The 19756-nt window shown below is 66.1% G+C and carries 18 protein-coding genes; 6 read left to right on the top strand and 12 right to left on the bottom strand.

Annotation, left to right across the window (positions count from 1 at the left end; all coding sequences use genetic code 11):
* Positions 1-62: 62 nt before the first annotated feature.
* The 6 genes from ASD75_RS02455 to sucC all read right to left on the bottom strand — a co-directional run bounded on the left by ASD75_RS02455 (position 63) and on the right by sucC (position 7362).
* On the bottom strand, positions 63-713 hold the full coding sequence (locus ASD75_RS02455) for an FHA domain-containing protein (RefSeq protein WP_056056604.1): 651 nt from the start codon (positions 711-713) through the stop codon (positions 63-65).
* A gap of 41 nt (positions 714-754) precedes the next feature.
* Positions 755-1543 (bottom strand): Stp1/IreP family PP2C-type Ser/Thr phosphatase, encoded by a 789-nt coding sequence (locus ASD75_RS02450; RefSeq protein ID WP_116748326.1) that lies wholly within the window; start codon positions 1541-1543, stop codon positions 755-757.
* A 17-nt stretch (positions 1544-1560) separates the two neighbouring features.
* Positions 1561-4194, bottom strand: coding sequence for a CHASE2 domain-containing serine/threonine-protein kinase (locus ASD75_RS02445; RefSeq protein WP_235511523.1), 2634 nt, complete (start codon positions 4192-4194; stop codon positions 1561-1563).
* Positions 4195-4458: 264 nt separating this feature from the next.
* Positions 4459-5145 (bottom strand): TerC family protein, encoded by a 687-nt coding sequence (locus tag ASD75_RS02440; RefSeq protein WP_056056608.1) that lies wholly within the window; start codon positions 5143-5145, stop codon positions 4459-4461.
* Between the two features lie 144 nt (positions 5146-5289).
* Complete coding sequence (gene sucD, locus ASD75_RS02435) at positions 5290-6186, bottom strand: succinate--CoA ligase subunit alpha (protein WP_056742815.1); 897 nt, start codon at positions 6184-6186, stop codon at positions 5290-5292.
* 15 nt (positions 6187-6201) lie between these two features.
* Positions 6202-7362 carry an ADP-forming succinate--CoA ligase subunit beta gene (gene sucC, locus ASD75_RS02430; protein WP_056742813.1) on the bottom strand — a complete coding sequence of 387 codons (1161 nt, stop codon included), beginning with the start codon at positions 7360-7362 and terminating at the stop codon, positions 6202-6204.
* Between the two features lie 206 nt (positions 7363-7568).
* On the opposite strand from sucC, the gene argC reads away from it, so the two are divergent.
* Positions 7569-8501, top strand: coding sequence for an N-acetyl-gamma-glutamyl-phosphate reductase (gene argC / locus ASD75_RS02425; RefSeq protein WP_056742812.1), 933 nt, complete (start codon positions 7569-7571; stop codon positions 8499-8501).
* A 55-nt stretch (positions 8502-8556) separates the two neighbouring features.
* Here argC and recX read toward each other — a convergent pair whose 3' ends face one another.
* Both recX and recA read right to left on the bottom strand, forming a co-directional pair.
* Positions 8557-9015, bottom strand: a complete 459-nt coding sequence (gene recX, locus ASD75_RS02420) for a recombination regulator RecX (RefSeq protein ID WP_056742809.1) — start codon at positions 9013-9015, stop codon at positions 8557-8559.
* Positions 9016-9098: 83 nt separating this feature from the next.
* Positions 9099-10175, bottom strand: a complete 1077-nt coding sequence (gene recA, locus ASD75_RS02415) for a recombinase RecA (protein WP_056057577.1) — start codon at positions 10173-10175, stop codon at positions 9099-9101.
* A gap of 140 nt (positions 10176-10315) precedes the next feature.
* Here recA and ASD75_RS02410 point away from each other — a divergent pair, with 140 nt between their 5' ends.
* A complete protein-coding gene (locus ASD75_RS02410; protein WP_056742807.1) occupies positions 10316-10837 on the top strand; it encodes a MarR family winged helix-turn-helix transcriptional regulator in 522 nt (173 codons plus the stop codon).
* Here the strand turns inward: ASD75_RS02410 and ASD75_RS02405 are convergent.
* Positions 10810-11757, bottom strand: a complete 948-nt coding sequence (locus ASD75_RS02405; protein ID WP_056742806.1) for a LysR substrate-binding domain-containing protein — start codon at positions 11755-11757, stop codon at positions 10810-10812. The two genes, ASD75_RS02410 and ASD75_RS02405, sit on opposite strands and share 28 nt — an antisense overlap.
* A gap of 107 nt (positions 11758-11864) precedes the next feature.
* Here ASD75_RS02405 and ASD75_RS02400 point away from each other — a divergent pair, with 107 nt between their 5' ends.
* Together ASD75_RS02400 and ASD75_RS02395 are read left to right on the top strand one after the other, a co-directional pair.
* Positions 11865-12830: a tripartite tricarboxylate transporter substrate binding protein BugE gene (locus tag ASD75_RS02400; RefSeq protein ID WP_056057580.1), complete on the top strand. Its 966-nt coding sequence runs from the start codon at positions 11865-11867 to the stop codon at positions 12828-12830.
* 164 nt (positions 12831-12994) lie between these two features.
* Positions 12995-13921 (top strand): N-formylglutamate amidohydrolase, encoded by a 927-nt coding sequence (locus ASD75_RS02395; protein ID WP_056742804.1) that lies wholly within the window; start codon positions 12995-12997, stop codon positions 13919-13921.
* A 24-nt stretch (positions 13922-13945) separates the two neighbouring features.
* Here ASD75_RS02395 and ASD75_RS02390 read toward each other — a convergent pair whose 3' ends face one another.
* The 3 genes from ASD75_RS02390 to ASD75_RS02380 form a co-directional block, all read right to left on the bottom strand.
* A complete protein-coding gene (locus ASD75_RS02390) occupies positions 13946-15157 on the bottom strand; it encodes a serine hydrolase (RefSeq protein WP_056742802.1) in 1212 nt (403 codons plus the stop codon).
* Positions 15158-15257: 100 nt separating this feature from the next.
* Positions 15258-16670 carry a HAMP domain-containing sensor histidine kinase gene (locus ASD75_RS02385; RefSeq protein WP_056742800.1) on the bottom strand — a complete coding sequence of 471 codons (1413 nt, stop codon included), beginning with the start codon at positions 16668-16670 and terminating at the stop codon, positions 15258-15260.
* Positions 16667-17323, bottom strand: a complete 657-nt coding sequence (locus tag ASD75_RS02380; protein ID WP_056743215.1) for a response regulator — start codon at positions 17321-17323, stop codon at positions 16667-16669. Before ASD75_RS02380 ends, ASD75_RS02385 begins: the two co-directional genes overlap by 4 nt.
* A gap of 138 nt (positions 17324-17461) precedes the next feature.
* Here ASD75_RS02380 and ASD75_RS02375 point away from each other — a divergent pair, with 138 nt between their 5' ends.
* Both ASD75_RS02375 and ASD75_RS02370 read left to right on the top strand, forming a co-directional pair.
* Positions 17462-18136, top strand: coding sequence for a response regulator transcription factor (locus tag ASD75_RS02375; protein WP_056056624.1), 675 nt, complete (start codon positions 17462-17464; stop codon positions 18134-18136).
* 80 nt (positions 18137-18216) lie between these two features.
* Positions 18217-19668, top strand: a complete 1452-nt coding sequence (locus ASD75_RS02370; protein WP_056742798.1) for a sensor histidine kinase — start codon at positions 18217-18219, stop codon at positions 19666-19668.
* The last annotated feature ends 88 nt before the right edge of the window (positions 19669-19756 follow it).

Genomic DNA, 19756 nt, shown 5'->3' with positions numbered 1-19756 from the left:
CAGGAATTAGAGTGTCCAGTCAGCAAGGGCCCGCAGCGAAGATGCGAGCCTTTTGCAGAGTTTCAGCTTTGCTCGAACTGCATCTCGGTGCCAGCCAGTTCCAGGCGATCACCGTGCTTCAGAGGAACCGGCGATGCACCAATGGCAGCGCCGTTGAGCAGCGGCATGTCCGGTCCTTCGACATGGGCCAAGACAAAACCCTGGTGCCGCTTGGTGATGGAAGCCACAGCCACACCCGGCTTTCCAATCGTGGTGACCACCTTCTGCAGCGACACTTCACGCCCCGCAGCAGCACCGGACATGACCCGAATCACGGCCGAAATCGGGGCTGGCGCGGGCGCGGCCGGAGCGGGCCTGGCAGCGGCGACCGCAGGCGGCACCATTCCGGGCTTGAAGATCATGGTCTTCTCAAAGTTCTGCCCTTCGGCGTCCTGGAGGAACCGAATCTTGTACTTGCCCACTTCCACTGTATCGCCATTGCGCAACTCCTGGCGCTTGACGGCCTTGGCGTTCACATAAGTGCCGTTGGTGCTGCCCAGGTCTTCAATCTCCACATCCTGTCCCACCATATGGAGCACGGCATGCTCACCGCTCACCGCAAGGTTGTCGATCACGATGTCGTTGTAGGGGCGCCGGCCCAGCGTGGTCCGCTCCTTGGTCAGCTGCACTTCCTTGATGACAACGCCGTCGATTGAAACGATCATTCTCGGCATGATCCACTCCTGATGTGATGAATTGTTGTAGTTCGGGCCGTTCAAGAGGCCCCTAGCAATCGGGACATGAGGCCACGCTTCTTGCCCCCAGCGGCAGCCTGCACCAGCAGCACGCTCACGTTATCACGACCGCCGTTGGCGTTGGCGGTGTCTATGAGCAGTGTCGCTTTTTCCTCCAAAGGCATGGGCGCCCGCACAAGCTCCGCCAGATCCGAATCGGACACCATGTCGGTGAGCCCATCGGAACAGAGCAGAAACAGATCATTCGGCGCCACCTGAAACTCGTTGACTTCCATCAGCACATTGGGCTCCACACCCAAGGCCCGAGTCACCAGATTGCGATTGGAAGACATGGCCGCCTGCTGCGCCGTCAGCAGCCCCGCATCGACCTGTTCCTGCAACCAGGAATGGTCGCGCGTGATTTGCTGCAAAGCACCATCACGCAGACGGTAACAGCGCGAATCGCCAATATGTCCCAGGATCAGGCGGCTGCCGTGGAACACGGCAACCACCAGCGTCGTACCCATGCCCGCGTACTGCGGATTGGAGAGAGATGCACCCAGAATGGCGTGATTGGCGTTTTCCACGCAGATTTCCAGCGCCCGGCGCACGTCCGTGGACTGGGGACTCGCGCCGGCTTGGGCCAACCAGCGGGCCATTTCGGTACGGATGAAGGTGGTGGCCATGCCACTGGCCACTTCGCCCGCGTTGTAGCCGCCCATGCCATCGGCCAATATCGCGACCTGCGCATCGCGGTCAACGGCTACCGCGTCTTCGTTGTTGGAACGCACGCGGCCCTTGTCGGTCCGCGCAGTGAATTCGTAGGTCATGGATGTGGGGGCGTGCGTCATGGGGCGCCCGAAATCGGCGGGGCTGCCGCACCCCGCACAGCGGGGGGCTCCATCACGGTTTCCTGAAAATCCGCCATTTCTTGCCCTGTTGCATCGCGGTCCGCATCATAGACGACTGGTTCAGGGCTGAATCGGGCATCGCCGGCCATGGCCTGCCGCAGATCCGCCGCGAACTGCCGCCCGGTCTGATAACGCGTCTCTGGCCGCTTTTGCAACGACAGCGCCACCACCCTGGCCACTGCGGCTGAGAGTTCGGGGCGCAGCTGGCGCACATCGGGCGCCTCCACGCTCGCGATCTTGTGCATCAGCTCGGTCATGGACGCGCCCCGCAGCGGCAGCGTGCCCGTCAACAACTGGAAGAGGGTGATGCCCAGCGAATAAAGGTCGGAGCGCCCATCTACTTTCTTTCCCGCCAGTTGCTCCGGAGACATGAAACTGGGTGTTCCCAGAACCAGCCCCGTACGGGTCTTGCTCGAATCCGTGATGCGGGCAATACCGAAGTCCGTCACTTTGACCGCGTCTGTCCCGCTGTCAAACATGATGTTGGCGGGCTTGATATCGCGGTGCACCACATTGTGGGCATGGGCATAGTCCAGTGCATCAGCCACCCTGGCTGCAATGGAGAGCACGGTGGGGACCGGCAGCAGCCGGTCCTGGCCACAGACATGGGTCAGGTCCTGACCCTTCAGGAACTCCATGGCGATATAGGCCAAGTCATGCTCCTCACCGGCATCAAAAATGGTGACGATGTTCGGATGCTGTAATCGGCCTGCAGTTTCGGCCTCTCGGAAAAACCGTGCGCGCGCATCGATCAGGGCGTCACCTTCGAACTCCTGCCCCAAGGCCAGAGTCTTGATGGCTACGACGCGGCCGATCTTCGGGTCGCGTCCCAGATACACCACTCCCATGGCGCCTTTGCCAATTTCGCGATCAATCTGGTAGCGCCCCAACATGGGCACGCCGACACTCGCATCGCCTGGCAGGCGGGGCGCTGCAGCGCCGGCACCCGGCAAAGAGTCTGTGGCGCCCTGCGGAGTTTGCGCGCCACCTTGTGCCTGAGCCTTGGCACGCTTGTAGCGGATGCGGGCGTCCTTGTAGTGCCGGTCATGGCGCAGGATATGTTCGTAGACCGTCTGCGCCCTGCCGAAGTGGCGCTTGCGCTCGAAATCCTCCGCCAGATGGTAGAGATTGTCCAGAAGCGCGTCGCTGGCAGGTACCTTGCGCAGGCGCTCAAAGGCCATATCCAGTTGTCCCTGGCCCTGCAGGGCCAAGCCCATCATGCGGTCCGCCTCGGCGGCTTCTGCGGAACGTCCGGAGGCGTCACTCAGCCGGCCACGGTGCAAAAGCACCACCACGGTAGTACCAGCCAATACAGCCAGCACTGGCAGCAACAACGGAACCCACAACCCCCCATAGCGCAAAAGGGTCCATTGGGCGATGACAACAGTGAGCACGAGCGCCGCACCGACCCCCATCCCGACGGGGCGCGCCAAACGCGGCGCCAACAGCACCAGATACCCCCCCCCCAGCGCCAACACCAGCCAAGCGACCGGACTAGCCCAGGCTGGCTCTGTCACGCCCAGCCCGAGGCGAACGGATGACAAGGTTTGCGCCAAAACCTCCACCGGATAGGCAGCATGCTCCCCCAGCTGCGCCCCTGGGGCGCCCAGCTTCTCCGCCATTTCGCCCACCAACACGATCTTGCCCCGCAAGCTACCGGCGGCGACGGTTCCATCGAGCACGCTGGCAGCCGACAGAATACGGAAGGTGCCCGCTCCATCGCCAGCCACTTGCCAGCGGGGACGCAGCACGGCGCCTGCATTGGTGGCAACGTTCAGCCCTCCGAGCCGCAGCCCCGCAGGCGCATCGACCACGCGGATATCACCCAACCCCAGATGCAGGCTGTGTTGCGCCGCCAGCAACGCCAAGGACGGCACCCCCACGCTGTCGTAGCGAAGAAGCAGTGGAACCTGGCGCACACGCCCATCCAGGTCAGCCTCTGCATACAAGTGCCCCACCCCAGCCGCCACCGCGCCCAACGACGGGATGGGGTGCTGCGCCGACTGCATCGGGGTTGCAGCAGCACCCGGGTCGGGCAACGTGCTGCGACGCACGTACGACGGCAGGGGCGCAGCAGCCCCGCCACTTTCATAACGCGAAGCCAGGAGCACGTTGCCCGCCCGCTGTATGGAGGCTGCCAGACGCGCATCGCTGTCGAGTACAGCTTCTGCCTCACCCACCACACGGCCGAGCTCGGCCGTCAGTGCGGTTCCCTCAGGCGCAGCGGCAAGGGTTTCGCGGATTTTTCTCAGGTAACCCAAGCCCCTGTCGTTCTGGGGCTGTGTGAGTGGGGGGGTGTAAACAACGGTTTGGGCACCAGCCGCTGACAGGCCATCAACCAGGCGCGCGTGGATGTCACGCGACCAGGGCCACGGCCCCAGAGCGGCCAAGCTGGCATCGTCGATGCCCACAATCACCACGTCGGCCAACGGGGCGGGGGACGAGGTGCGGATGGCGGCGTCGTAGAGCTTGTGTTCGAGTGACAACGATGCGCCCGTGACCGCACACAGGCCCGCTACGGCCAGTGCCACCAATCCGCCCCAAAAGCCATCGGTACGCCATCCATCCATCCGCCGCGCCGAGGTTTTTCGTCCCACTTGCTGTTATTCCACTCAGTATTGGGTGGATTTGAAGCAATAACTGCGCCCATGCAGTCCAAGGGCCTCAGGACCATTGAAAAGAGGAGATTCGGAGCGAATGGGCAGCGGGGGTGGCGTTCCGTGTCGTTCTTGTCACGCAACCCCGGGATGGGACGCCAGCGCCATGCCATTTTTGTCAGTCGCTGGCCTTAAAGAGGGGTTGCACCTCCGTGCAAGCCCCTTGGGCTGCAACCCTCAGGTCGCGGATGCGCTGTTGGATCCCTTGCGCCAGAACTTGCCCACGCCCACCACCAGCGCGGCGCCCAGTGCGGCTGCTACATAGTGCAGCGCAGGGTGCGCCACTGCGTAGTCATGCAAGATGGCATCGCTGGCGATGGTTTCTCCACCCACCCAGCCGATCAGCGCGGCGCCGAGCACCACGATGACAGGGAAACGCTCCATGAGCTTGATCATGAGGGTGCTGCCGAAAATCACCAGCGGGATACTGATGGCCAAGCCCAACACCAGCAGCACCACGTTGCCCTGGGCCGCAGCCGCCACAGCGATCACGTTGTCCAGGCTCATCACCAAGTCGGCGATGAGGATGGTGCGGACGGCGGCCATCAGGCTGCCATAGGTTTTGGACTCGCCCTCGTCCTCCTCGTCGTCGCTGAGCAGCTGAAAGCCGATCCACAGCAGCAGACAACCGCCCACGATCTGCAGGAACGACAGCTCTAGCAGCTTGGCAGCCACAACGGTCAGCAGAATCCGCAAGACCACGGCAGCGCCAGAGCCCCAGAACACGGCTTTCTTTTGCTGATGGGGGGGAAGGGACCGGGCTGCCAGCGCGATGACCACCGCGTTATCGCCCGAAAGAATGATGTTGATCCAGACGATCTTCACCAGGCCGATCCAGAAATCGGCGCTTTGCAGAAACTCCATGACTGACTCCACTGTTATGAATGCAAGAAGCGCCCGGAACCGGGGTTCCGAGCGCTTCTCTTTTTGTTGGAGCCGCCAGTCTAGCGGTCTGTGCCGAGCGCCGCGTCCGTAATTGTGCTTACGGACGGGACGGCGACAGCCCGCTTACTTCAGCTGGGCCTTGAGCAGCTTGCCCAGTTCCGAAGGGTTGCGGGTGATGACGAAGCCCGACTCTTCCATGATGGCGAGCTTGGCATCGGCCGTGTCAGCGCCGCCGGAGATCAGCGCGCCGGCATGGCCCATGCGCTTGCCGGGAGGGGCGGTCACGCCAGCGATGAAGCCCACGATAGGCTTCTTCATGTTGGCCTTGCACCACTGGGCGGCTTCGGCTTCGTCCGGACCGCCGATTTCGCCAATCATGATCACGGCGTCGGTGTCTGGATCGTCGTTGAAAGCCTTCATCACGTCGATGTGCTTGAGGCCGTTGATGGGGTCGCCACCAATGCCCACGGCGCTCGATTGACCCAGACCGACTTCGGTCAACATGGCCACGGCTTCGTACGTCAGCGTGCCCGAGCGGGACACCACACCGATACGGCCCTTACGGTGGATGTGACCGGGCATGATGCCGATCTTGATTTCGTCAGGCGTGATCAGGCCAGGGCAGTTGGGGCCCAGCAGCAGCGTCTTCTTGCCGCCAGCGGCTTCCTTGGCCTTCATCTTGTTGCGCACCATCAGCATATCCTTGACCGGAATGCCTTCGGTGATGCAGATGGCCATGTCCAGGTCGGCTTCGACAGCTTCCCAGATCGCGTCCGCAGCGCCTGCGGGCGGCACATAGATCACCGACACGGTGGCACCGGTCTGCTGGGCGGCTTCCTTGACGGAGGCGTAGATCGGGATGTTGAAGATCGACTCGCCCGCCTTCTTGGGGTTCACGCCCGCCACGAAGCAGTTCTTGCCGTTCGCGTATTCCTGGCACTTTTCGGTGTGGAACTGGCCAGTCTTGCCCGTGATGCCCTGGGTGATGACCTTGGTGTCTTTGTTGATGTAGATCGACATGTGTGTTCTCCGGGCTTACTTGACGGCAGCAACGATCTTGGTCGCAGCTTCGGCCATGGTGTCTGCGGCAATGATGGGCAGGCCAGACTCGGCCAGCATCTTCTTGCCGAGCTCTTCGTTCGTGCCCTTCATGCGCACGACCAGCGGCACGTTCAGGTTCACGGCCTTGCAAGCTGTGATCACGCCGGTGGCGATGGTGTCGCACTTCATGATGCCGCCGAAGATGTTGACCAGAATGCCTTCGACCTTGGGGTTCTTCAGCATGATCTTGAAGGCTTCAGTCACCTTCTCGGGGGTGGCACCGCCGCCCACGTCCAGGAAGTTGGCCGGCTCGCCGCCGAACAGCTTGATGGTGTCCATGGTGGCCATGGCCAGGCCGGCGCCGTTCACCAGGCAGCCGATGTTGCCGTCGAGGCTGATGTAGGCCAGGTCGAACTTGGAGGCTTCCACTTCGGCTGGATCCTCTTCGTCCAGATCACGGAAGGCCACGATTTCGGGGTGGCGGAACAGCGCGTTGGCGTCAAAGTTGAACTTTGCGTCCAGGGCCATCAGGTTGCCCTTGGAGTCGCAGTTCAGGGGGTTGATTTCCACCAGCGACGCGTCGGTGTCCATGTAGCACATGTAGATCTTGGCGAAGATGTCTACTGCTTGGTCGATGGAAGCGCCGGTCAGGCCGATGGCTGCTGCCACCTTGCGGCTCTGCGCTTCGGTGATGCCGGTCAGCGGGTCGATCATCTCGGTGATGATCTTCTCGGGCGTGGAGTGGGCCACTTCCTCGATGTCCATACCGCCTTCGCTCGAAGCGATCAGGGCGACCTTCTGCGTGGCGCGGTCAGTGACCAGCGACACATACAGTTCGTTCTTGATGTCGGCGCCGTCTTCGATGTACAGGCGGCGGACCTTCTGGCCCTCAGCGCCAGTCTGGTGCGTGACCAGCTGCATGCCCAGGATTTCGCTGGCGCGTGCTTTCACGTCGTCAATGGTCTTGGCAACCTTCACGCCGCCGCCCTTGCCACGGCCACCGGCGTGGATCTGGGCCTTGACCACCCACACGGGGCCGCCGAGCTTCTGGGCTGCTTCCACGGCTTCTTGCACCGTGAATGCGGGAATGCCACGCGGAACGGGCACACCAAAATTGCGCAAGATTTCCTTGCCTTGGTATTCGTGAATCTTCATGAGGTCTCTCTCAGGGAAGGGTGGTAGTTACCCGTTTACCATGAACAGATGTCTGGCCGCGGGCTTGGGACATGGCAACCCGCGACTGTATCATGCTGCAACGCACCATCCTTGTGCCTAACTTACACCCTGGGCTGGCCTGATAGCCTTCCCATCCCCCCTTTTCTATCCGGCAGACGCTGCCACCTTTTTGCAGGAGCACCTCCATGTCCAAAGTCTTTATTGATGGCGAAGCCGGTACCACAGGCCTGCAGATCCGCGAGCGCCTGCAGGCCATGCCGCAGATCGAGCTGGTCAGCATTGCGCCTGAGCTGCGCAAAGACCCGGCCGCCAAGCGCGACCTGATCGCGGGGGTGGATCTGGTGGTGCTGTGCCTGCACGACGACGCTGCGCGCGACACCGTGGCGATGGTGGACGAGATCGAGCGCAGCTCGGGCCGCAAGGTCAAGGTGATCGATGCCAGCACGGCGCACCGCACGGCCGATGGTTGGGTGTACGGGTTTCCGGAACTCGCACCAGCGCAGACACAAGCGGTGCGCGACGCCACCCGCGTCTCCAATCCCGGCTGCTACGCCACTGGAGCGATTGCCATGCTGCGCCCGCTGGTCGATGCGAGCCTGATTCCTGCGGACTACCCATTGAGCCTGCCCTCGGTCTCGGGCTACTCCGGCGGCGGCCGCACCATGATCGAAGCCTACGAGGCAGGCACTGCAGCGCCGTATGAAGCCTATGCCCTGGGCCTGACGCACAAGCACATCCCCGAAATCTTGCGCTACACCGGGCTCACACGCCGCCCGGTGTTCATCCCTGCGGTGGGCAACTTCCGCCAGGGCATGCTGGTGCAGATGCCGCTGCACCTGGACCTGTTGCCCGGAGCCCCCAAGGCCAGCGACCTGCACGACGTGCTGGCCAGCCACTACAGCCGCACCAACACGCCAGAACAATGGGTCAGCGTGCCGCCCCCCACCGACGATTTGAAGCTGGCCGCCGACACGCTGACCGACACCAACAAGCTGGAGCTGCGCGTGTTTGCCAACGAGCAGTACCGGCAGGCCGTGGTCATCGCGCGCCTGGACAACCTGGGCAAGGGCGCCAGTGGCGCTGCAGTGCAGAACCTGCAATTGATGCTGGGCGTGTAAACACGTCCGAGCGCATCAGGAAGCGGGACCGATGCCCCGCTTGTTGGCGTGGCGGTCAGCCCTCGTCAGACGCATCGGCACCCAGCACCGCGCGCCGCGCCACATCGCCCGAGAACCCCCGCACCAGCAAAAACCGCATCTGCTTGGCGCGGGTTTGCGGATCAGCGGCGGGTTCACCAAACTTGCGGCGCCACACCTCGCGGGCACGCTCCAGTTCGCTGCCCTGCAGCTGGGCCACTGCTTGCTGCACAGCCCCTGCGCCCAGCCCCTTGGACTGCAGCTCCTGCCGGATGCGCGAAGCACCGAGGCGGCCGGCGCGCCGGTTCAGCACCGACTCCACCACCCTGGCCTCGCTGATGAAGTCCTTGGCCTGCAGGTCGTCCAGCACAGCCTCCAGGTCTTCGCCCTCCTGCACATGCGGCGCGAGCTTGCGCTGCAGCTCGGCGCGCGAATGCTCCCGCTGGCTCAGCAGCCGCAGCGCACGGCCCTTGAGCGAGAGCGCAGTGAATCCCATGACTGACCAAATGCTATATTTTCAATAGCTACAGACGCATATGATATGAGCGCCTGCAGGCTATTTGCCTTCAAAAACCGAAATCACTCGTCCGCAGCCGCTGCTGGGGCCTGCAGTGCGCCAGGCAGCAGCGCAATGCCCAGGCCTTCGCGCACCTTGTTCTCGATCTCGCGGGCCAGGTCGGGGTTTTCGCGCAAGAACTCACGCGCGTTGTCACGGCCCTGGCCGATCTTTTCGCCGTTGTAGGCGTACCAGGCACCGCTCTTTTCCACGATCTTGGCCGTCACGCCCATGTCGATGATCTCGCCCTCGCGGCTGATGCCCTCGCCGAACAGGATGTCGAACTCGGCCGTCTTGAAGGGCGGGCTCACCTTGTTCTTGACCACCTTAACCTTGGTCTCGTTGCCGATGGCTTCGTCGCCCTTCTTGATCGTGCCGGTGCGACGGATGTCGAGGCGCACCGAGGCGTAGAACTTGAGCGCATTGCCGCCGGTCGTCGTTTCGGGCGAGCCGAACATCACGCCGATCTTCATGCGGATCTGGTTGATGAAGATGACCATGCAGTTGGTCTTCTTGATCGTGGCGGTGAGCTTGCGCAGCGCCTGGCTCATCAGGCGGGCTTGCAGGCCGGGCAGGGCGTCGCCCATCTCGCCTTCGATTTCGGCCTTGGGCGTGAGCGCAGCCACCGAGTCCACCACGATCAGGTCCACGGCGCCGGAGCGCACCAGGCTGTCCACGATTTCCAGCGCCTGCTCGCCGGTGTCGGGCTGGCTGATCAGCAGGTCGGACAGCTGCACACCCAGCTTCTGGGCGTACTGCACATCCAGGGCGTGCTCTGCGTCGACAAACGCGCAGGTGCCGCCTTGCTTTTGCATTTCGGCAATCACCTGCAGCGTGAGCGTGGTCTTGCCCGACGATTCCGGGCCATAGATTTCGACCACACGGCCACGGGGCAGGCCACCCACGCCCAGCGCGATATCGAGGCCCAGCGAGCCGGTGGAGACGACCTGGATGTCCTCGATCACCTCGCCTTCACCCAGGCGCATGATCGTGCCCTTGCCGAATTGCTTCTCGATCTGGGCGAGCGCGGCGGCCAGGGCCTTGGCCTTTTCCGTGTTCACGGGCAATGCGGGGTTGGTGCCTTTGACTGCGACGTCCATGAGAAACTCCTTGAAAAACAACAGGTTGGATGCTTGCATCGCTCTGCGGTTAATCACAGGCTGGATGCTTGAACAGTAGTTTATGCGAGCAATGAAATCCAGATAAAGCGATTTTTAGTCAGTTTGCCTGACAATATCGCATGGCCGATTTTTCTCCAGCCGCCCCCCTTGCCACGCCCGCCCCGGGACCTGACGACCGCTGGCGCCAGACCCACCTGGGCCGCCTGATGGGCAGCGCCCTGCGCCGCTTCGACGCGCGGGTGCTGCAGCTCATGGCGCGCAATGTGGAGGTGCCGCTGGCGCTGTCCAACCTGGCGGCACGCGACCAGGTGACGGCTGCGCACGTGCACATCACCCGGCACCTGGCCTTGCAGGGCGACCGGTTGACCGATCTGGCCCAGCGCGCGGGCATGACCAAGCAGGCCATGGCCAACCTGGTGGACCAGTGCGAGGCATGGGGGCTGGTCACGCGCGAGGCCGACCCGCTGGATGCGCGGGCGCGCCGCGTGTGCTTCACGCCCACCGGCCTGGCGTGGCTGCAAGCGTTCCGGGATGCCGTGGCGCAGGCCGAGGCGGAGTTCCGCGCCGAGGTGGGCCATGACGTGGCCACCGTGGTGGCCATTGGGCTGGAGGCCTATGCGGGCGGCGATACGGGTGCCTGAGCCCCCATCGGCTCGGCGCATGCCAGCAGCCATTCCCTGAAGCACTGCAGCGCGTGCAGCTGCGTGCGGCCTTCGGGGTAGCAGAACCAGTAGCCCACATCACTCCGGTAACCGCCGCGCAGGTCGGCGTCGGGCAGGGGCTCGCGCACCAGGCCTGCCGTGATTTCATCCTGCACCAGGCAGCGCGGCACCAGCGCCAGGCCCATGCCCGCCATCACGGCGCGGATCATGGTCTGGAACTGGTCGAACTGCGGCCCGGCCAGCGGGTCGATGAGGCCCTCCACCCCGTGCGTCTCGCTCCAGCGCAACCACGCCTCGGGCACGGTCACGTGGCGCAGCAGCGTGTAGCGGGCCACATCGCGCGGGGTGCGGATGGGCCAGTCGGCCACCTTGGTGCGGGGAGCGATCAGCGCCACCTCGTTGCCCGTGATGTGGTGGGCGTGCGCGCCGGGCCAGTGGCCGTCGCCGAACAGGATGGCGCAGTCCAGTTCGGGGCGGGTGAAGTCGTAGCTGTGCACATAGGGCACAAAGTGCAGCGTGATTTGCGGGTGCTGCTGCTGGAACTGCGGCAGGCGTGGGATGAGCCATTTGGCCGCAAACGTGGGCAGGCTGGACAGGTGCAGCGCCCCCCCACCGTCATCGCTGGTGATCAGCTCCAGCGTGGCGGCCTCCAGCTGCGCCAGCACGCCACGCACCGCCTTTTCGTAGCGCTCGCCGGCGGGGGTGAGCGCCAGGCGCTTGCGGCTGCGTTCGAACAGTGGCACGCCCACCCAGGTCTCCAGTTCCTTGACCTGTTTGCTGACCGCGCTTTGGGTGAGGTGCAGGGCCTCGGCCGCGCGGGACACCCCGCCGAACCGCGTCACCGTGGAAAAAGCCCGCAGCAGGTGAACGGGTGGCGAGAGGCGGCGAAGGGATGACATAGTAAGTAATCAAATCATTCCAAATGGGAATGTTATCAGGCATATCCATTGCTTGGTAGAGCGCATTGAATCCTTTAACCTCAATGCAACCCATAGGAGAAACGCCCATGCAACGCCGTCACCTGCTCTCAGCACTGGCCGCCGTATCTTTCGCTCCCGGAATGTCTTTGGCGCAAGAGGGCAAGCCCCTGCGCATCATCGTTCCGTTCCCGCCCGGGGGCGCCACGGACATCACGGCCCGCAGCCTGCAAGAGTCGCTGGCGCGCATCCTCAAGCAGCCCGTGGTGCTGGAAAACCGGGGCGGCGCAGGCGGCTCCATCGGCATGGCCGAAGTCGCCCGCGCGCCGGCAGACGGCCTCACCCTGGGCGTGGCCACGCTGTCCACCCATGGCGTGAATCCCGCCGTGTACACCAAGCTGCCCTACCACCCGACCAAGGACTTCATCGGCGTGACCGAGATCGTCAAGGCCCCGGGCGTCATCGTGATCAACCCGGCCGTGGTGCCCGTCAAGGACTTTGCGGAGCTGGTGAAGTACCTCAAGGCCAACCCCGGCAAGGTGTCCTACGCCACCCCCGGCAACGGCACCATCGGCCACATGTGGGGCGAGCTGTTCAAGAGCAGCACCGGCACCTCCATGGTGCACATCCCCTACCGTGGTGCAGGCCCGGCCATCAACGACGTGCTGGCGGGCCAGGTGGCGGTGTACTTTGACCAGGTGGCTTCGTCGCTCCCGCACGTCAAATCGGGCAAGCTCAAGGCGCTGGCGGTGTCGTGGCCCGAGCGGCTGGATGTGTTGCCCGATGTGCCCACCTACGCCGAGCTGGGCTACAAGCAGGCCAACGAGCCTTCATGGTTTGGTCTGGTGGCCCCTGCGGGCACGCCCCCGGCGGCGGCAGAGCGCATCCAGCAAGCCGTCGCCCAGGCCCTGAAGGAGCCCGCTGTGCGCGAGCGCCTGGCAGGCCAGGGCCTCTACCCCTCGGGCACCACACCCAAGGAATTCACGGCCCAGATCGCCAGCGAGATCGACAAGATGAAGCGCGTGGCGGCCTACGCCAAGGTGGTGCTCGATTGACCTGATTCCCCCGGGCCCTGGGCCCGGGGACGGCCACAGCTGGGATGGTGAGACAACGCAGGCACGCCTGCTTCCCGGGCCTGCTCAAGGTCTCAGGGATAACCATAGTCACATCCCGGTCTGGGCGGCTAGGCCAGCCGCCCTCCTTTGCGCACACTCTGCCTATGCATGCAGCCTTGAAACTGATCCACCACCGCTTCCAGCAGGCCCAGCCCGGCGTCACCGGCTCGCCGGGGCTTGCCACACAACCCGCCACCGTCACTGCGGTGCCCGGCAGCACACCGCTGGTGCTCGACTCCCCCCACAGCGGCACCCGGTACCCCGACGACTTTGGTTCCGCCCTCGACCTGGCCACGCTGCGCCGGGCCGAAGACACGCACGTCGAAAAGATCTACGCCTTTGCCCCCGCGCTCGGCGTGGCCTGGGTCGAAGCCCACTTCCCCCGCATCTACCTGGACGCCAATCGCGATACGACCGAGCTGGACACCAGCCTGCTCGACGGCGACTGGCCCGACCCCATCTCCACCGATCCCAAGGTGCTCAGCAAGGTGCGCCTGGGCAAGGGGCTGATCTGGAAGTTCACCGACCAGGGCGAACCCATCTACCAGCGCCAGCTCACTGTGGCCGAGGTGCGTGCGCGCATCGACCGCTGCTGGCGCCCGTACCACGCCGCCGTGGCCCAGGCCATCGATGCCGCCCATGCGCGCCACGGCTACAGCATCCACCTCAACTGCCACTCCATGCCCGCCGTGGCTGGGCGCTTTGCCACCGAGTTTCCGGGGCTGGAACATGCCGACTTTGTGGTGGGCGACCGCGATGGCACCACGGCCAGCCCGGCGTTGTCGGCACTGATCTGCGAGCACCTGCGCGCATGCGGCTATAGCGTCGAATACAACCACCCCTACAAGGGCGTGGAGCTGGTGCGCCGCTACGGCAACCCCGCGCAGCACCGCCACAGCATCCAGGTCGAGATCAACCGCAAGCTCTACATGGACGAGCAGACGCTCGCGCAGATGCCCGAGGGCATGGCGCGGCTGCAGGCGGATCTCAAGACCCTGGTGCAGAGGCTGCGGGCACACGACCCGCGCTGAGAACCCGGCGCGGGTCCAGCGGGCTCAAGACACCAGCGTGGAGACACCCTCGTAGAGCAGGCTCATGCTGTCCGCCGTGGCGATGTTGCTGTGGGCCAGGCCCGCGCGCGAACCATCGAGTGCGACTACCGACATGGCCTGAAAGCCCGCGTCCTGGCCGTTGTGCAGCAACCAGCCCGTGCCGTGCGCCGCATGCACCAGCCAACCCAGGCCATAGCGGCCTGCGGGGGCGTGCCCCAGGTCCTGAAGACCCTTCACGTAGCTGCGCGGCAAGGGGGTGGCTTCGCCGCGCAATGCCCGCAGATGCCACTGCAGCCACCGTGCGTCCTCCTCCACCGTCAGGCTCACGGCGCCTGCCGGGTCCAAGACCTCCAGCCACACACGTTCCGGCGCCTCGGCCAGCAGCAGGGGCTGCAGCCGCCCGTCCAGGATTTCATGCCCGGCGGGCTGCTGGCTGCCCGCACGCATCGGCTCTCCCACAAAGAGCGAAAGGCCCAGTGGCTGGGCCACGCGCTGGCGCAGCAGATCCGCCCACCCCAAGCCCGTGGCCGCACGCAGCATGCGGGCCGCCAGCGCATAGCCTGCATTGGAGTAGGCAAAGCCCGGGTCCGCGCCCGTGCCGCGAACGGGCGGCTGGCGCAGCAGCCATTGCAGGAAGAACGCCTCCGCCTCCGCAGGTTGCTGCAAGCGCGCCAGCACCTCGGGGCCCACTGCATTCACGAACAGGTCCACGTCTTCGATGGCTGAAAAACCCATCACCCCGGCGCGATGGTCCAGCAGGTCGCGCAGCGTGATCTGCTGGTAGGCGGGCAGGGCGCTCCGCGCCAGCTCGGGCAAGGTCTGGGCCAGCGTGCTGTCCCAGCGCAGCAGGCCCTGGTCCACCACACTCGCGGCCGCGCAGGCCGTCATGGCCTTGGTGTTGGAGCCGATGGCCATCAGGTCGCCGGAGGCCAGGGGCGCATTGCCACCCAGGCGGCGTAGCCCCGCGACGGCCGTGCGGACCTGGCGCGGGTCCGCCCACCCGGCTGCGGCTCCCACCACGCCCTGCTTCACAAGCCCTTGGGCCAGGGTCTGCACCCGCTTGTGGGCTTCGCGGGGACCGTCGTCGTCGCCACCGCCGCAGGCGGTGAGCACGCCGCCTAGCGTGGACAGGCCTGCGGCGGCCAGCCAGTGGCGCCGCGAGAGAAGGGGGGCGCTGCGCGCCGTGGAAGGGGTAACAAGGCGGGTAGGGTTCATGGCATCTCGTGAAGTGAAGAAGATGCCGGGATTGTTGAAACGCGAACCTTGGGCGAACCCAAAGATCTGCGCTGGGCGTGGAGCTGCCGGGTGCGGATTGTCAGCCCGCCACCGGCCAGCGCAGCGTGAAGCCCACGCCCCGCCCGTGAAGCCCCGGCCCCAGGCGGACCTGCCCGCCCAGGTGGCCGATGGCCTGCTGTGCAATGGTGAGTCCCAGGCCCGATCCGCTGCTGCGCGCGCGCGGCGAGCGCCAGAAGCGCTCGAACACCCGGTCTTGCTCGCCGGCCGCTATGCCCGGGCCGTCGTCGGCAATCCAGACCACCACGTCGCCGCCCTCCTGCCACACCCGCAACTGCACCTCGCGCCCCGCACCGGGGCCGCAGCCGTGCTTGAGCGCGTTGTCCAGCACATTGCCCAGGGCGGACCAGAGCAGCTGGCGGTCCAACGGCAGCTCCAGGGTGTCCGGGCCGTCCAGCGACAGCTCCGCGCCCAGGCCCTCGGCCCAGCCCACGCGCTCTGCCAGGCAGTCCTGCAGCAGCGCCATCAGGTCCTGGGGCGCGGCGGAGTCCAGCGCGGGGGCTTCTTCCAGGGCTGCCAGCATGAGCAGCTGTTCGCTCAGGTGCGCGGCGCGCTGCACGGCGCGCGCCAGCGCCTCGCTGGCCTGCGCGCGTGCGGGGCCTTCGGGGGCTTGCGCCAGCACATGGGCCTGGGTGGCGATGACGGCCATGGGCGTGCGCAGTTCGTGGGCCGCGTCGTGCACCAGGGCCTTTTCGCGCGCCAGGTGGGCCCGCAGGCGGGCCAGCAGCTGGTCGAACGACTGGGCCAGGCCGTGCAGCTCGCGCTGGGGCGGAAGGTGCTGCAGCGGCCGCAGGTCGTTGGCCGAGCGCGCGGCGATCTGGGCATCCAGCCGCGCCAGCGGGCGCAGCCCGGTGCGCACGGCCAGCCACAGCGGCAGGCCCACCAGCGGCAGCGCCAGCAGCACCGAGGCCGCCAGGTCTTCGCCCATGAAGCCCAGCAGCCGCGCATCGGCCAGGCGGGGCTCGGCCACCACCACGCGCCAGGGGCCCGTGCTTTCCCAGGCCACCCAATGGGGTGTGCCGGCCACGTCCATCGCGGCATGGCCCGCGTCGCCTGCCAGCACCACGGCGCGCACACCGGCCGTGCTGCTATGCAGAAGCTGGCCTGTGCGGTCCTGCAGCTGCAGCAGCACCGAGGTGCCCTGCAGCAGGTCCACATCGGCGCGCATGGCGTTGAGGGTGTGGGCCATGCCGTGCACCAGCGCGCGGGCCTCGGCGGGTTGCTCCAGCGTGGCCAGCGCCCCTGCCAGCCCCTGCGCCAGCTGGCGCACGCCGGGGTTGGTGTCCATGGCGCGGTAGTGGGTGATGGCCGCCTGGCCCAGCAGCACCAGCCACACCAGCGCCATGGCCGCGAGCAGTGCCAGCAGGGTGCGGCGCATGAGGCTCGGGCCCCACCAGCCGCGTGGGGGCGCGGGGGTTTCGGTAGGTGGTGTCATGGCTGCAGCCGGTAGCCCACGCCACGCACCGTGACCACGCGCTCTGCGCCGATCTTCTTGCGCAGGTTGGAGACATGCACCTCCAGTGTGGCGGCGTCCAGCGCGTCGCCCAGGGGTTCGAGCCGCTGGGCAAGCACGTTCTTGGCCACCACCTTGCCGGGTTCGCGCGCCAGCTCCACCAGCAGCCGGAACTCGCGCGGTGACAGCGCCAGGGGCTCGTCGCCCACCCATGCCTCGTGCCGCCCGGGCACCACGCGCAGTGCGCCCAGCGTCCACTCCTCGCTGGCCTGGCGCGCACTGCGCCGCAACACGGCGTGCAAGCGCGACAGCAGCTCGGGCACATCGAAGGGCTTGAGCACGTAGTCGTCGGCACCGCCGTCCAGGCCGTCAAGCCGGTCCTGCAAGGCGGTGCGGGCTGTGATCACGATCACCGGCAGGCTGAGGCCCGCGCGGCGCCAGCGACGCAGCAACGCCATGCCCTGACCGTCGGGCAGGGTCAGGTCCAGCAGCACGGCGGCGACCTCGTTGGCGTCGGGCAGGGGCGGCGTGGCGGCCACACTGCGCAGCCATTGCACAGTGAAGCCGCCCTGCTGCAGGGCTTGCAGCAGGGCCTGGCCCAGGTCCAGGTCGTCTTCGATGAGCAGGATGTGCATGGCCGCCATTTTCCGTGTCCCAAGCTTGCAGCCAGCCAAAGGCGCCGGACAGGGAGCTGGCGCCTAAAATCCTCGCACAGGCAGACAATGACGACACAGGCCCGCCCACGGGCCGCACCACCCAAGGAGACAGTCCGCATGCGCATCCTCATTGCCGAAGACGACCAGGTGCTGGCCGATGGCCTGCTGCGCACGCTGCGTGCCTCGGGCGCCGTGGTGGACCATGTCGCCAGCGGCAGCGAGGCCGACGCGGCGCTCATGACCAACAACGAGTTCGACCTGCTCATCCTGGACCTGGGCCTGCCCAAGATGCATGGGCTGGAGGTGCTGAAAAAGCTGCGCGGCCGAGGCTCGGCCTTGCCGGTGCTCATCCTCACTGCGGCCGACAGCGTGGAAGAACGCGTGAAGGGCCTGGACTTTGGCGCCGACGACTACATGGCCAAGCCCTTCAGCCTGCAAGAGCTCGAAGCCCGCGTGCGTGCCCTCACGCGCCGGGGCATGGGCGGCACCAGCAGCGCCATCAAGCACGGCCCGCTGGTGTACGACCAGGCCGGCCGCGTGGCCACCATCGACGGCAAGATGATCGAGCTGTCCGCCCGCGAGCTGGGCCTGCTGGAAGTGCTGCTGCAGCGCGCCGGCCGGCTGGTGAGCAAGGAGCAGCTGGTGGAGCGCCTGTGCGAGTGGGGCGAGGAGGTGAGCAACAACGCCATCGAGGTCTACATCCACCGCCTGCGCAAGAAGATCGAAGGCGGGCCCATCCGCATCGCCACCGTGCGCGGCCTGGGCTACTGCCTTGAGAAGATCCCCAATTAACTATCAAAACGATAGCAGCTTGTGCATATGAATCTAGCGCTATCGGGTGTTTTGGCTTCAAAAATGCCACGGCGGCCGCTGTGAAGATCTTCCAGCGCGAGCAGCGCTCCCTGTTCGGCGAAATCCTGGACTGGATGCTCACGCCGCTGCTGCTGCTGTGGCCCGTGAGCCTGGCGCTGACCTGGCTCGTGGCGCAGGGCCTGGCCAACAAGCCGTTTGACCGGGCGCTCGAGTACAACGCCCACGCACTCGCCCAACTGGTGAGCGTGGTGGGCGACAAGGCCCAGTTCAACCTGCCCCAGCCCGCCAGCGAGATCCTGCGGGCTGACGACTCCGACATCGTGTACTACCAGGTCATCGGCCCGGGCGGCGAGTTCCTCTCGGGCGAGCGCGAACTGCCCGAGCCCCCGAGCGACGAGGCGCCCCTGTCGGGCGAGGTGCGGTTGCGCGATGCCGAGATGCGCGGCATCGACATCCGCGTGGCCTACATCTGGGTGCGCCTGCCGCTGAAAGACACGCCGGTGGCGCTGGTCCAGGTGGCCGAGACGCGCGAAAAACGCAGCGTGCTGGCCACCGAAATCATCAAGGGCGTGATGCTGCCGCAGTTCGTCATCCTGCCGCTGGCGGTGCTGCTGGTGTGGCTGGCGCTGGCGCGGGGCATCCAGCCGCTCAACCAGCTGGAGCAGCGCATCCGCGCGCGCAACCCCGACGACCTCTCGCCGCTGGACGACCGCACCGTGCCGCTCGAAGTGGCGCCGCTGGTGTCGTCCGTCAACGACCTGCTCACGCGGCTGAACGATTCGCTGGCCACGCAAAAGCGCTTTCTGGCCGATGCCGCGCACCAGCTCAAGACCCCGCTGGCGGGCCTGCGCATGCAGGCCGACCTGGCCCAGCGCGAAGGCACCAGCACCGAAGAGCTCAAGCGCTCGCTGCAGCAGATCGGGCGCTCCAGCATCCGCGCCACGCACACCGTCAACCAGCTGCTGGCGCTGGCGCGGGCCGAGGGCAGCGGCGTGGGCATTACCCGCCAGCCCTGCGACCTGGCGCGCCTGGTGATCGAGGTGGTGCGTGACTCGGTGCCCCGTGCGCTCGACAAGCACATCGACCTGGGCTACGACGGCGCCGAGCCAGGATCGCCGGGCGTGCTGATCGACGGCAACCCCACGCTGCTCAAGGAGCTGGTGCGCAACCTGGTGGACAACGCCATCAACTACACGCCCTCCACGCCCGACAAGCCCGGCGTGGTCACCGCCCGCGTGCTGGCCGACACCTTCGGCCATGTGCTGCTGCTGCAGGTCGAGGACTCCGGCCCCGGCGTGCCCGAGGCCGAGCGCGAGCTGGTGTTCCAGCCGTTCTACCGCGCCCTGGGCAGCGAGGCCGACGGCTCCGGCCTGGGCCTGCCCATCGTGCTGGAGATCGCCAGCAAGCACGATGCCGAGGTCACGCTCGAAGACGCACGGCCTGGCCAGACCCCGCCCGGCGCGCGCTTCAGCGTGCGGTTTGCGGCGCGGGACGTGGTGGCGGGCAGCTGACCCTATGGCAGAAGACAAGGCCGTCGCGCTGCAGGGTTGATGCGCCGGCAACCCGCCACAGCACCGGGCATCCGGCATCATGCGGCCT

It is taken from the genome of Acidovorax sp. Root568, from assembly GCF_001427445.1.
Classification (GTDB): Bacteria; Pseudomonadota; Gammaproteobacteria; order Burkholderiales; family Burkholderiaceae_C; genus Acidovorax; species Acidovorax delafieldii.
This window is presented reverse-complemented; position numbering and strand designations above follow the sequence as displayed.

Bases quoted from the DNA above. Each gene is read 5' to 3' on its own strand.
- ASD75_RS02375 (WP_056056624.1), top strand. From the start codon at position 17,462: ATGCGCATCCTCATTGCCGAAGACGACCAGGTGCTGGCCGATGGCCTG.
- ASD75_RS02440 (WP_056056608.1), bottom strand. From the start codon at position 5,145: ATGGAGTTTCTGCAAAGCGCCGATTTCTGGATCGGCCTGGTGAAGATC.
- ASD75_RS02405 (WP_056742806.1), bottom strand. From the start codon at position 11,757: ATGTCATCCCTTCGCCGCCTCTCGCCACCCGTTCACCTGCTGCGGGCT.
- recX (WP_056742809.1), bottom strand. From the start codon at position 9,015: ATGGGATTCACTGCGCTCTCGCTCAAGGGCCGTGCGCTGCGGCTGCTG.
- ASD75_RS02445 (WP_235511523.1), bottom strand. From the start codon at position 4,194: ATGGATGGATGGCGTACCGATGGCTTTTGGGGCGGATTGGTGGCACTG.
- ASD75_RS02385 (WP_056742800.1), bottom strand. From the start codon at position 16,670: ATGACACCACCTACCGAAACCCCCGCGCCCCCACGCGGCTGGTGGGGC.
- ASD75_RS02395 (WP_056742804.1), top strand. From the start codon at position 12,995: ATGCATGCAGCCTTGAAACTGATCCACCACCGCTTCCAGCAGGCCCAG.
- sucC (WP_056742813.1), bottom strand. From the start codon at position 7,362: ATGAAGATTCACGAATACCAAGGCAAGGAAATCTTGCGCAATTTTGGT.
- ASD75_RS02455 (WP_056056604.1), bottom strand. From the start codon at position 713: ATGCCGAGAATGATCGTTTCAATCGACGGCGTTGTCATCAAGGAAGTG.
- recA (WP_056057577.1), bottom strand. From the start codon at position 10,175: ATGGACGTCGCAGTCAAAGGCACCAACCCCGCATTGCCCGTGAACACG.
- sucD (WP_056742815.1), bottom strand. From the start codon at position 6,186: ATGTCGATCTACATCAACAAAGACACCAAGGTCATCACCCAGGGCATC.
- ASD75_RS02390 (WP_056742802.1), bottom strand. From the start codon at position 15,157: ATGAACCCTACCCGCCTTGTTACCCCTTCCACGGCGCGCAGCGCCCCC.
- ASD75_RS02410 (WP_056742807.1), top strand. From the start codon at position 10,316: ATGGCCGATTTTTCTCCAGCCGCCCCCCTTGCCACGCCCGCCCCGGGA.
- argC (WP_056742812.1), top strand. From the start codon at position 7,569: ATGTCCAAAGTCTTTATTGATGGCGAAGCCGGTACCACAGGCCTGCAG.
- ASD75_RS02400 (WP_056057580.1), top strand. From the start codon at position 11,865: ATGCAACGCCGTCACCTGCTCTCAGCACTGGCCGCCGTATCTTTCGCT.
- ASD75_RS02450 (WP_116748326.1), bottom strand. From the start codon at position 1,543: ATGACCTACGAATTCACTGCGCGGACCGACAAGGGCCGCGTGCGTTCC.
- ASD75_RS02380 (WP_056743215.1), bottom strand. From the start codon at position 17,323: ATGCACATCCTGCTCATCGAAGACGACCTGGACCTGGGCCAGGCCCTG.